This window comes from Sphingobacterium sp. BIGb0116, assembly GCF_024808035.1.
GTDB lineage: Bacteria > Bacteroidota > Bacteroidia > Sphingobacteriales > Sphingobacteriaceae > Sphingobacterium > Sphingobacterium paramultivorum.
Genome location: NZ_JANUDT010000004.1, coordinates 259,697 through 272,114, shown reverse-complemented (window position 1 = coordinate 272,114; position 12,418 = coordinate 259,697). Strand labels below are relative to the sequence as shown.

Below are 12,418 nucleotides of genomic sequence, written 5' to 3'. Positions count from 1 at the left end.
TACTGTTCAATTTAGATAAGTTCTTTTTTTCGTCGGACCACGATGAGTATCACAAGTCCTCCCATTGCGAGCACCAAGCCCAAATAGGCAGCAATATCACCTGCTTGCGTGTAGAAAGTAATTTCTTCATTTAAATTAATTTCCTGATTTAGGGCCGCAGGCTGCCACCATTTAGTCTGTTGTACAATATCGCCTCGTTGATTGATAAAGCCTGAAATCCCTGTATTTGCGGATCGAGCAACCCAGCGCCTGTTTTCAATCGCACGCAGTTTTGCATACTGTAAATGCTGGTCTTTACCCGAAGTATTGCCCCACCAGCCATCGTTGGTGATGATCGCAATAAACTGAGCGCCTTTTTTGACATATTGGGAAACATAATTGCCCCAAATGGATTCATAACAGATTACGGGTGCGGCACCAATACCGCTTTGGGCATAGAATACCGAAGGTTCGGCCTGTTTCCCGTAGCCACCTGTCGTACCGCCGAACGCTTTAAATAAAGGTTTCAGGAAATTCATCGCTGCGCCAAAAGGCATTTGCTCTACGCCCGGCACGAGTTTAGACTTATGGTAAAACTGAAGTTTGGAGGAATAATCGATCAATGTCGCAGCATTGAAATTATCCTGGTATACATTAGGAGCTATTTCACGCGCAGTAGGTGTTTTTGCATAGTTGTACAACTGATAGCTTTCAATACCTGAAAGTACATTACCATTTTTATATTGATCTAAAAATTTTAAAATGCGCTGGTAAGAATAGGTTTCCCTAAAGTTTTCCTCGTCAAAATCGCCGTTCTGTGAAAGTGCAGTTTCAGGCCAGATGAAAAACTCCGTATTGGGTTTGGCGACTGAATTTGATAAGGCGAATAAGGTGTTTAATTGTTCCTCGGGACTTAAATTGAATTTAATATAAGGGTCAATATTCGGTTGAACAACAACAATCTGTGCAGGATTCTGATGTTCTTCGTAGTTGAAATAACGTAGGAGCGAGTAGGCGCTGGGAACCAACAATATAGTCGCCAAAGAGGCAATCGGGACAATCTTACGTTTGATGGGATAAAGTCCTTTTCCATTGAGGTAAAGTGTAAATACCAAGATATTGACCAGCCAGATCCATATTGTTCCGCCATAGACCCCTGTGATGTCGTACCATTGGATCAATTGGTGGAAACTTGCGAAACCATTGCCTAAAGTCATCCACGGGAAGGCTAAATCCCAGGATTCGTGTAGAAATTCATAGCTTATCCAGAATCCCATTAATCCGAAAAGGGATAACAGGATGTTCGTTTTGCCTCGTAATTGCCCATATAACCTGAAAGCCAACGCCATTAAAGCGGCGCCAAGACAAAAAGGTATCAGACTGATAACAACAGCTGCAAAAGGCGGCATAACTGCCGAAATGGAGTTGTATACCCAGTAAATGGAAGCCGTGTTCCAAACAACAGCCGTGAGTCCCGCTGTAAGAAATACTTTACGGCCTTTTCTTTGGAGTGTTTCACTGCGGATAATATTTTCTACTGCAATCAGCAAAGGCACAAACCCAATAAATAACAATGGACTGGAATAGGGGATTGGAGGCCAGCCCAACCACAATAAAAAGGCACTTAAAAGTGCCAGTAAATAGTTATTTTTCACTATATATTTTCTCCCATTTATGATTATAAACTGGATAAAACTTCTCTCTTTTTACTCTCGTATTCCTCTTGGGTAATCAATTGTTTGTCGAAGAGTGTTTTTAATTTTTTGAGCTTTAAGGTAATTTCATCATCTTCCTCTTCTTTAACGAGTGGAGCGGGCGGGATGTTTGATACCGTTGGCGCTGGCGGAGTTACTGGTGCCGATACAACAGGTTGAGGTGCCGCCGGAGCTGTAACTGCTGGCTGAACTGGTATATTATTTTCTGGTCGTTCGATAATCACTTCCTTAGCAACTGTTGGAGCAATGACTATTTTTTCTTTTTCGGCCGCCAATTCCGCTTTTTTATAGTTTTCAAGGGCGGCTTTAATATATTGATACAATTTTCTAGCCTGAACTTTAGGGATATAGTCTATGCTTAAATTCTCGCCCGTAAATGGTATAACCGTAACTTTTGAACCGAAGATTTCTTCCTTAAAGGCAATATCCTTGATATCTTGCCAACCGAAGATTTCAAAATCAGTAGCCAGACCCAGTTTAGTAAATTCGCACATAAATATGCGCTTATTACTGATGGTGATACTATCTGGTAAAATAGTAACTGCAGGTTTCTTTTGAACTGCAATATAATCTATTTTTTCCCCTGGAGTAAGCATATCTTGGACTTTAGTAACCAATTTTTCAATGATTTTTATGTCCTGCCCGTCCTGTGCAAATTGTTCCATGTTCATGTCAAATACTTTTTAATACCTAAAGATTGTCAAAATTTATTCCAATCCTGCTACACAAAATACAAATTCTCCTTTAATCGGATTGTTTTCAAAGTGTAATTTTAAATCAGTTAATGTTCCGCGAACATTTTCTTCATAGAGTTTGCTCAGTTCACGCGATATCGAAGCTTGTCTTTCTGCGCCAAAAACGGTGATAAATTCTTCTATGGTTTTGAGAATACGATGTGGCGACTCGTAGAAGATCATCGTTCTTTTTTCCTCTGCCAAAGCTTTTAAGCGCGTTTGCCTTCCTTTTTTGACGGGTAGAAAACCTTCAAAGCAAAAACGGTCGTTGGGAAGACCCGAATTGACAAGCGCTGGCACGAAAGCTGTTGCGCCTGGTAAGCACTGCACTTCGAGTCCTTCTTTGATGGCCTCACGTACCAGTAAAAATCCCGGATCTGAGATCGCCGGTGTGCCTGCGTCTGAAATCAATGCAATGTTTTGCCCTTCTTTCAGGAATTTAATGATTTCAGATACCGCTTTATGTTCATTGTGCTGATGATGCGCAAATACTTTTTTGTCGATTCCAAAATGCTTCAAAAGCGGAGCGCTGGTCCTTGTATCCTCTGCTAAGATGAGGTCCACTTCTTTCAGGACATTGATCGCACGGAACGTCATGTCCTCCAGATTGCCAATAGGTGTTGGAACTAAATATAACATGGTCAAAGTTAAGTTTTTTTTACTATATAATATGCGCTAAAACATTCTGTGCTTTTTGGAGTTTTATTTTAAAGATAATGGTAAACTCCATCACTTTATTTTAAATAAATTATGCAATACATTGAAAAAATACAGGCACATCTGGGTGCAGAAGCGAGTTATTTATTAGAATTTGATCAACCCGCAGTTTCCAAAACAATACTTCATCTTCCACAAGCAGGATTTATTGACCAAGTATATAGTTCGAGTGACCGTAGCCCGCAGGTCTTGCGGAGTTTGGGGCAGCTTTTTGGAACGGGTCGGTTAGCCAATACTGGCTATCTTTCGATATTGCCTGTAGATCAGGGAATCGAACACAGTGCAGGAGCTTCTTTTGCTCCAAATCCACAGTATTTTGATCCGGAAAATATTGTCAAGCTAGCTTTGGAAGGAAATTGCAATGCCGTGGCATCTACCTTTGGTGTTTTAGGAGCCGTTGCCCGAAAGTATGCGCACAAGATTCCGTTTCTGGTTAAAATCAATCATAATGAACTATTGACTTATCCCAATCGAGCCGACCAGATCCTGTACGGAACAATTCGCGAAGCATGGAATATGGGGGCAGTTGCGGTAGGGGCGACCATATATTTTGGATCTGAGGAATCAGACCGTCAGATTATCGAAGTTGCAAAAGCATTTGAAGAAGCACATTCTTTGGGGATGGCGACGGTATTATGGTGTTATCTGCGCAACTCGGCGTTTAAAGTAGGTGATAAAGATTATCATTTAGCAGCGGATCTTACCGGACAGGCCAATCATTTGGGCGTAACGATCAAAGCGGATATTATTAAGCAAAAACTACCCGAATTGAACGGTGGCTTTAAAGCATTAAATATGGGGAAAAGTAGTTATGGAAAGCTGGATGAACGCATGTATACGCAGCTTTCTTCCGATCATCCTATTGATTTATGCCGCTACCAGGTGCTTAATTGCTTTGCCGGTCGGGCTGGCTTGATCAATTCTGGTGGAGCTTCGGGACAGAATGATATACAGGAAGCTGTAAAAACTGCGGTTATCAACAAGCGTGCAGGTGGCACAGGGTTGATATCTGGCCGTAAGGCTTTCCAAAAGCCAATGAATGAAGGCGTCGCACTATTACATGCCATTCAGGATGTTTATTTATGCGATGAGGTAAGCATTGTTTAGCAAATGCGCATCACATGAGTTCATCAGGTTGAATCTCACGACAGGGCTTTGCGTATAGATCGAATTATAGAGCGTATCGATTAGCAGTCTAATGGATACGCTCTTTCTATGGATCATAGTTTGTAAATACCGATCCCTTTGAAGATCAGTATTCAATGAGTTGGTGGATGCTAACTGGTGCGGTGCGATGAAAATAGAGGACCGTAAAGCAGTTAAAAAGCCTTTTGGATGGTGGTTTAGGAATAAAATTGCTTGTAAATAAAGGCAAATTTATCTAAGTTTGTTCACTATTTTAAATAACACATTTATATTATGTTGCAATTAAATTATATCCGTGAGAACAGGGATACGGTAATCGAAAGATTGGCTGTCAAGCATTTCAAGGAAATTGGATTGGTCGACGAAATCATCAGTTTAGATGAGGATCGCCGTAAGATCCAATCGGAATCAGACGCACTTTCGGCAGAAGCTAATGCGGCAGCAAAACAGATTGGAGATCTGATGCGCCAAGGTAAAAAAGAAGAAGCTGAAACCGTTAAATCCAAATCCTCGGGATATAAGGAGCAAGTTAAGCAACTTTTGGATCAATTGGGTACAATTGAGGCCGAATTGAATGAGAAGATCGTACAATTACCTAATTTACCGCATCAATCCGTTCCTGCAGGTGTAAGTGCTGAGGACAACGAAGTTGTTTTGAGCCATGGCGAAATCCCGGCTTTGTCGGAGGATGCATTGCCGCATTGGGAATTGTTGAACAAATATGATATTGTTGATTTAGAGCTTGGCGTAAAAGTTGCCGGTGCGGGTTTTCCTATCTATAAAGGTAAAGGCGCTAAATTGCAACGCGCATTGATCAATTTCTTTTTGGATCAGGCAGCAGAAGAAGGATACGAAGAAGTACAGGTGCCCATTTTGGTCAATGAAGATTCTGCATTTGCTACGGGACAATTACCGGATAAAGAAGGACAGATGTACTATGTGGGTAACGACAATCTGTATTTGATCCCTACAGCTGAAGTTCCGGTCACCAACATTTATAGAGACGAGATTGTAAAAGAAGCACAGTTTCCAATTAAACATTGTGCTTATACGCCCTGTTTCCGTCGTGAAGCAGGTTCTTATGGTGCACATGTGCGTGGATTAAACCGACTGCACCAATTTGACAAAGTGGAGACGGTGCAGCTTGTACATCCTGAAAAGTCTTATGAAGTGCTTGAGGAAATGAGTTTATACGTACAGGGGCTGTTGCAGAAATTAGAGCTTCCTTACCGTGTATTGCGCCTTTGCGGTGGAGATATGAGTTTTACTTCTGCATTGACCTATGACATGGAAGTGTATAGTTCTGCTCAGAAACGTTGGTTAGAGGTATCTTCCGTTTCCAATTTTGAAACTTATCAAGCGAATCGTTTGAAAGTCCGTTTTAAAAATGCTGATGGCAAGATGCAACTGGCACATACCTTGAACGGTTCGGCGTTAGCTTTACCACGTATTGTCGCAGCGATATTGGAGAATAATCAAACGGAAAAAGGAATTAAGATTCCTGCAGTTTTGGTGCCGTATACTAAATTTGAGTATATCGATTAAATATCAATAAATAAGTTGCTTTTGCGCTTGTTTAATATAAAAACGAAAGACGCTCAGCCTGAGAAGGTAGAGCGTCTTTTTTTGTTATAACTCGATTTTAAGATGTTTAGAATCATTATAAATTACATGCGGTATTAATACAGAAAAATAATAGAATAGCATGTTAACGTTTTCTTATAACATTGTTAATGTTTTGTTAATTATGGTTCATTCCGTATAAAATTCTGTTTGAAAATTGTTTGAAGAGTTTTTATTCTAAAATGATTCTTTTGTAACAATTTGTAAAATTGTGAACTTATTATTGCGGTATTTCTTGTTTTCTGGAGATTATGTTAAAAAACTTGTAAAAGCAACTTTGGCTTTCTATATTTGACACCGCTAATAAAAATCGCACTAACTATTATTTACTGTAAATGCTGAAAAGAGCAAATTTTACAGCTGGATATTTATCTAAGGACTGACCCTACATCTACCTGGGGCCCGCTTTTCCAAAAATATTTTCAACTGTTACTAAATGAACTGCAATAGCATGTTATGTTTTTTGCTGTTTATTGTCTAGGCAATTTATGTTTAGACGGTTATGATAACGGATATAATTTATATCAATATATAGGATTAGAAAATAATAAAATTAACTAACTAAAACATGAAACAAACATTACTAAGTTTTCTTGTTGGCGGTATGATCTTGACTTCGGTTGCATTCGCTCAAGAAAAGAAGATTAGTGGTCGTGTTACATCTGCTGACGGTAAAGCAATACCAGGGGTGACAGTAGTTGTACAAGGTACTAATCAAGCTACACAGACTGATACTGATGGTAATTATTCATTGAATGTACCGGCAGGTAAGGTTGTCGTATTCCGTTCCGTTGGTTTTGACGATAAAACTATTATTGTTAACAACAATAGTGCGGTATTCAATGTTTCTTTGGTAAATCATGACAATGCTTTGGAAGAGGTTGTTGTAACTGCTAATGCAATTAAGCGTGAAAAAAGAACGTTAGGTTACTCTGCACCGACATTGAATAATGAAGAATTACGCTCAGGTCAAAATTCGAGTGCTATCAATGCATTGGCTGGTAAGGTTGCTGGTGTGAATATTACATCAACCTCGAATTCGCCAGGTAGTTCATCTCGTGTGGTATTACGTGGTGGTTCGTCGATTTCAGGAAATAACCAAGCATTAATTGTTGTTGACGGTGTTCCTATTGACAATTCCAGTGTGATTGGTGGTGCCTCATCGCTATCTAGTGTTGATTTTGGTAACCGTGGTAATGATATCAATCCTGATGATATCGCATCAATGACTATATTAAAAGGTCCTGCTGCAGCTGCATTGTATGGATCGCGGGCATCTAATGGAGCTTTGATCATTACAACTAAGACCGGTAAAAAAGGTGGAGGTAAAACAGATATTACCTTCAATACTACAAATACTTTTTCTTCTATTTTGAAATTGCCTGAGTTCCAAAATGAATATGGTCAAGGTTACTCTGGCTATACTAAAAATGGAGATCTGGTATTTGTCAATGATCCAAAAGAAAACTGGTCCTGGGGAGCTCCTTTTACAGGAAAAACACAGGAATGGGGGCAAGCTGTAAATGGTGTAAGACAAACAAAACCGTATTCTGCCGTAAAAGACAATGTTAGAGACTTTTTTAATACTGGGTTTGCAACAGACAATAACTTAGGCTTCTCAGGTGGTAGTGAAAAATCTTCCTTCTATTTGGGGCTGAATTCTTTGAACTCAAATGGTGTTTATCCTGGAAGCAAGGACAACTACAATAAATACGGTGTTCGTTTCAATGGTCAAACTGAATTCTCTAATAAATTTTATGCAGGAATTTCAGCGAACTATAGTCAGATCAACTCGAACAATGTAGGTGGTGGCCAAGGTGGTGGTTCTGTTTATAATAACTTGTTGCAAACTCCCCGCGATATTCCTGTTGCTGACATGAAAGATTTAAGCAACCCATATAATGGGTATGGTTATATTGATGCAAATGGTTTAAACCATAGTAATGAGTATGGCTATTATGGAGCATATTCTATGAATCCATATTGGACATTGGCAAATTACAACAATTACAATAATGTAAACCGCATTATGGGTAATTTTAACGTTGGTTATAAGCCATTTGAATGGTTGGATTTCAAAGAGCGTGTAGGGGTGGATCACTATACCGACCGCAGACGTTCAGAATCTCCAAAATATAATTTTACGCCGATCGATAAAACTTCAGGTAATTATTCGACTGCTAATGATCTTATTGACAATGGAGAGTATCGTATCGATCAATACAATGTAACAGAGATCATTCATGATTTCATGGTTACTGCTACCCATGAGTTTAATCAAGATTTTAAAGGATCATTAATGTTGGGTAATAATATCCGTCAACGTAATGTTTCTAATCTAAGTACTGCGACAAATGAAAGTGGAGGTTTGGTACAGCCGGGTTATTATAATCTAGCGAACTCCAATGGTCCATTGAACTTGATTCAAGATTCATGGTCAAAACGCCGGTTGGTTGGACTTTATGCAGATTTGAACTTGTCGTACAAAAACTTCCTGTACTTACAAGCGACAGCACGTAATGATTGGTCGTCTACACTACCTAAGAAAAACAATTCATTCTTTTACCCAAGTGTAAGTGGTTCATTTGTATTCTCTGAGTTGTTAAGCCAAGATGCTAAGAGAATTCTTTCTTACGGTAAATTGCGTGCCAACTACGCCAAAGTTGGTTCGGATACAGATCCATACCAATTGTTGACAACCTTCTCTAGAGGCGAGATCAATGGTGGATTTGGAACGACAACTTTCCCATTTGGTAATGTTTCCGCATTCATGTCGGGATCCACTTTAGGAAATGCAGAGTTGAAACCAGAAATCACTACATCAGCTGAAGTAGGTGCAGAATTAGGGTTTTTTAGAAATCGTTTAACTGTTGATTTTAGTTACTACAATAACAATTCTAAAAATCAAATCTTAGCAATTCCTATTGCAAATTCTACAGGTTACGGATTCAATGTTGTTAATGCAGGTAAAATTAAAAACTCGGGTGTTGAACTTGCATTGCGTGGAACACCAGTGAAAACTGAAAACTTTAGCTGGGAATTGATGGGTACTTTCACTAAAAACAACAGTAAAGTTGTTGAGTTGATGGATGGTATTGACCAAGTTTCTCTAGGTGGTTTCTCAGGGATGTCTATCGTTGCGGCAAAGGGTCACCCTTACGGAGAATTTTATGCAGTAACCAATGCAACTGATGCGGAAGGCAGAACTATCGTTGACCAAGAAACAGGTTTACCAGTACCTACTTCAGAAGCAAAGTATTTAGGAAGTTATAATCCTAAATTCCAAGCATCATTAGGAACGACCGTAAATTACAAAAGCTGGTCATTAACAGCATTGTTTGACATGAAACATGGAGGTGTATTCTATTCACGTACTAAAGATATCATGGCATTCACAGGTACATCTGCTGAAACAGGGGGTGAGCGTTTTGGTCAAATCTTCCCTAACTCAGTCTACTTAGATGCAAATGGTAATTCTGTTGTAAATACAACAGCGACTTATGACAAAGTGGATTACTATCCATATTTGGAAGCGGGTATGAATGTTATTGATGCTTCTTATGTGAAGTTGCGCAACTTGGCTATTTCTTATAAATTCAAGAAAGATATGCTTAAAAATACGCCATTTGGAGATGTGACTGTGGGTGTGTTTGGAAACAACCTGTTTATTTGGACTCCAAGCGAAAACAAATATGCAGATCCTGAAGTAAACTCTGCTGGTGCTGGAAATGCACAGGGCTTTGACTATACTGCTCAGCCGTCTTTGCGTAACTATGGTATCAATGTGAAGGTATCCTTCTAAACTATAAAGAATAATAGAATGAACAAGAATATTAAAAAGTTTGTTTTTGCTGCATTGGTTGGATCAGTAGCATTTACAAGTTGTAATAAATATTTGGATGTTAACGAAAATCCAAATAACCCGGAAAAAGTAGAGCCAAATCTGTTGTTGCCGACAGTTGAAGCTTCGGTAAGTCAGATCGTAGGTAATCAACTTCAAGTGTATGGTGGTTTATGGGCCCAATATTGGACGCAGGCTCCATCGTCCTCACAGTATCAGACTATTGATCAGTATAATATCAAAAATACTGCTACGGATCGTATTTGGTCAACAATTTATAGAAGTGCGCTAAACAATGCTGAAATAATCATCAATTCAGAGCGGGGGGCCAACAACTATACAATTGGTATGGCGTATTTATTGAAAGCATATACATTGCAGGTAGCTACTGATGCTTTTGGAGATATTCCCTTGGATGAAGCTTTGCAAGGAGCAACTAATTTGAGTCCAAAGTATCAAACTCAAAAAGAGATCTACAATAGTATTTTTGAAAATATCGATAAAGGTGTTGAATTATTGAAAGGTAGCCTTGGTACCACACCAGGTGAACAAGATATGTTGTTTGGTGGTGATAAGGCTTCTTGGATTGCGTTCGCAAATACCTTGAAATTGAGAGCGTATTTGCGTATTTCTAACGTAGATGCTGCTACTGCTCAAGCAGGTATCAAAGCGTTATATGCTACAAATCCAACATTCTTAAATGAAGATGTATCCATCACATTTACGACGACAGGTGGTAACCAAAACCCTTTCTATACAGAGATGGTTGGTTTAAAATATGTTCAGAATGTAGTTGCAAGTGGAACAGCTGTTAAAGCTTATGCTGCAAACAATGATAAAAGATCATTTGCTTTATACAGCAGATTGTTTAAAGCAGATAATGTAACATTGCAGGATACAGTAGCATACTTAGAACAGGGAGACTTTAGAGGACAAAACACGAAAAAAGTTTCTGCTCCTTCTCCAATAACTGGTGCAAATGCGAAAAATACAGCGTCTGCAACAGCTCCTGTAAAATTATTCTCTGTTGCTGAAAGCAAATTCTTACAAGCTGAAGCTGCTTTGAAAGGATGGGGAACAGGTGCTGTTTCAACATTGTACAATGAAGGTGTTACAGCTTCATTTTCCTACCTAGAGACGGCAGGGGTGGCTGACTATTTAGCTGCTGCTGGTAAATTTCCAACTGATGCATCTAAACAATTGGAAGCAATTATTACACAGAAATACTATGCAATGAATGGTTTCCAAAACTTTGAAGCATGGACTGAATATAGAAGAACAGGTTACCCTACATTCTTGGTTCAATCAAAAGCGTCAATTTTAGCGAATGGTGAAATGCCACAGCGTTTGTTGTATCCAAATACTGAGTTGACAACTAACTTAAACTATCCAGGTACAAAAGCGATCACAGTGCCAGTTTGGTGGGATGTTAAGTAATCTTTTAGATTATATACGTATGAAAGCGGCAATTTCGAAAGAAATTGCCGCTTTTGTTTTTTGAAATATATTGTTGAAAAAGCTGTGTTGTCGTCCTTATTAACGCCTGTATATTTTATGAAAAGATTGATTTTAGTTTTAATTGTGCTTGTTTTGATAGAAACGAATACGGGAACTTTTTCTTCTAAAGAAAGGGAGGAAATGTTTATCAGCGATACGATAGTGAATTACTTTGATAAATCAGGAAATTCAGTAAGAACAAAACTAGCGTCTAACTCTTATAAATGTATTGTTCCTGTTGGGATGAATCGAATAGATTTTTTAATATAGTTAGCTATTATACGTCAACTGATTCCATGAAATCTTTAGCTTATAGCCTTGACAGCACAGTTGGGGTTTTCGGGTGGAAGTATATTGGTGAATCGAGTACCTACCATCCGAATAGACAGTTGTCCAAAATTATGTTCTATTTCCCAATGATTAAAGGTATGGTATATTACGTTCTTTTATTACTTTACCTTTAGGTCTGCATTAACGTTTGATCTTTTTGTGGCAAAAAGGAAAATGAGATCAGTCTCAAAGAAAAATTTCGAATTATTATCAGGCAAATTTTTAATAAAGGTATTATGTATCATCTTTCAGATTTTAAGTATCTAATAAATAGGTTGGATTTTATTATACGAAAGATTAAATATTTGCTGTTTAGGTGAAATTTATATGAGAATATTTGACCTATAAAGAAGATGGGGAAATGCCACGGAATCTGTTTTTTTAATTTCTCCACACAATCTTGAACAAAGATATTCTTGGTGAAAGCTTTGCTGAAAATGATAATGTGTTCTGAATTAATGAGTTTGATAGGAAGTGTTTTTGGCGTAGTCTACACGAACATATATGTCGACAAAGTTGTCTTGTAGAAGGGTATATACAAGTGAGATATATGTTTTAATGAAATTTTTTGGTAAAGCTATAGCATTTTTTTTGTGTTTCAGTAAAAGAATGTTACTTTGAGATGAACTTGTTGTAAAAATAAGTTGCTGTAAGTCAGTTTATTGTGTTAATTATCAGGTTAGTTATTGGTTTAAAGTTATGCTTGCATTGTAAAAAGTAAAAAAAATTATAATTTTGTGTTTAACATTTTTTAACATGTTGGAACAATTCAACGAGAAATATGTTACTAACTATAACACATATATAAACTATTGGAAGGTATTCGCTAACCGAAG

At 38.3% G+C, this 12,418-nt stretch carries 8 protein-coding genes; 5 read left to right on the top strand and 3 right to left on the bottom strand.

Annotated elements, in window-relative coordinates; all coding sequences use genetic code 11:
* Positions 1-11: 11 nt before the first annotated feature.
* From lnt to rsmI, 3 genes are read right to left on the bottom strand one after another with little or no spacing between them, the layout of a single operon-like run.
* On the bottom strand, positions 12-1,634 hold the full coding sequence (gene lnt / locus M2419_RS12230; RefSeq protein WP_159731798.1) for an apolipoprotein N-acyltransferase: 1,623 nt from the start codon (positions 1,632-1,634) through the stop codon (positions 12-14).
* A 23-nt stretch (positions 1,635-1,657) separates the two neighbouring features.
* On the bottom strand, positions 1,658-2,365 hold the full coding sequence (locus M2419_RS12225) for a PH domain-containing protein (RefSeq protein WP_159731796.1): 708 nt from the start codon (positions 2,363-2,365) through the stop codon (positions 1,658-1,660).
* A gap of 36 nt (positions 2,366-2,401) precedes the next feature.
* A complete protein-coding gene (gene rsmI, locus M2419_RS12220; RefSeq protein ID WP_083663502.1) occupies positions 2,402-3,067 on the bottom strand; it encodes a 16S rRNA (cytidine(1402)-2'-O)-methyltransferase in 666 nt (221 codons plus the stop codon).
* Between the two features lie 111 nt (positions 3,068-3,178).
* On the opposite strand from rsmI, the gene M2419_RS12215 reads away from it, so the two are divergent.
* The 5 genes from M2419_RS12215 to M2419_RS12195 all read left to right on the top strand — a co-directional run bounded on the left by M2419_RS12215 (position 3,179) and on the right by M2419_RS12195 (position 11,522).
* Positions 3,179-4,252: a class I fructose-bisphosphate aldolase gene (locus tag M2419_RS12215; protein WP_159731794.1), complete on the top strand. Its 1,074-nt coding sequence runs from the start codon at positions 3,179-3,181 to the stop codon at positions 4,250-4,252.
* A gap of 312 nt (positions 4,253-4,564) precedes the next feature.
* Complete coding sequence (gene serS / locus M2419_RS12210; RefSeq protein ID WP_159731792.1) at positions 4,565-5,836, top strand: serine--tRNA ligase; 1,272 nt, start codon at positions 4,565-4,567, stop codon at positions 5,834-5,836.
* A gap of 646 nt (positions 5,837-6,482) precedes the next feature.
* The gene (locus M2419_RS12205) at positions 6,483-9,716 is read left to right on the top strand and encodes a SusC/RagA family TonB-linked outer membrane protein (RefSeq protein ID WP_259255190.1); all 3,234 of its coding nucleotides are present in this window, start codon (positions 6,483-6,485) and stop codon (positions 9,714-9,716) included.
* An 18-nt stretch (positions 9,717-9,734) separates the two neighbouring features.
* Positions 9,735-11,192, top strand: coding sequence for a SusD/RagB family nutrient-binding outer membrane lipoprotein (locus tag M2419_RS12200; protein WP_259255189.1), 1,458 nt, complete (start codon positions 9,735-9,737; stop codon positions 11,190-11,192).
* A gap of 117 nt (positions 11,193-11,309) precedes the next feature.
* Positions 11,310-11,522: a hypothetical protein gene (locus M2419_RS12195; protein ID WP_259255188.1), complete on the top strand. Its 213-nt coding sequence runs from the start codon at positions 11,310-11,312 to the stop codon at positions 11,520-11,522.
* Positions 11,523-12,418 lie beyond the last annotated feature (896 nt).

Bases quoted from the DNA above. Each gene is read 5' to 3' on its own strand.
- M2419_RS12225 (WP_159731796.1), bottom strand. From the start codon at position 2,365: ATGAACATGGAACAATTTGCACAGGACGGGCAGGACATAAAAATCATT.
- rsmI (WP_083663502.1), bottom strand. From the start codon at position 3,067: ATGTTATATTTAGTTCCAACACCTATTGGCAATCTGGAGGACATGACG.
- M2419_RS12215 (WP_159731794.1), top strand. From the start codon at position 3,179: ATGCAATACATTGAAAAAATACAGGCACATCTGGGTGCAGAAGCGAGT.
- serS (WP_159731792.1), top strand. From the start codon at position 4,565: ATGTTGCAATTAAATTATATCCGTGAGAACAGGGATACGGTAATCGAA.
- M2419_RS12205 (WP_259255190.1), top strand. From the start codon at position 6,483: ATGAAACAAACATTACTAAGTTTTCTTGTTGGCGGTATGATCTTGACT.
- M2419_RS12200 (WP_259255189.1), top strand. From the start codon at position 9,735: ATGAACAAGAATATTAAAAAGTTTGTTTTTGCTGCATTGGTTGGATCA.
- M2419_RS12195 (WP_259255188.1), top strand. From the start codon at position 11,310: ATGAAAAGATTGATTTTAGTTTTAATTGTGCTTGTTTTGATAGAAACG.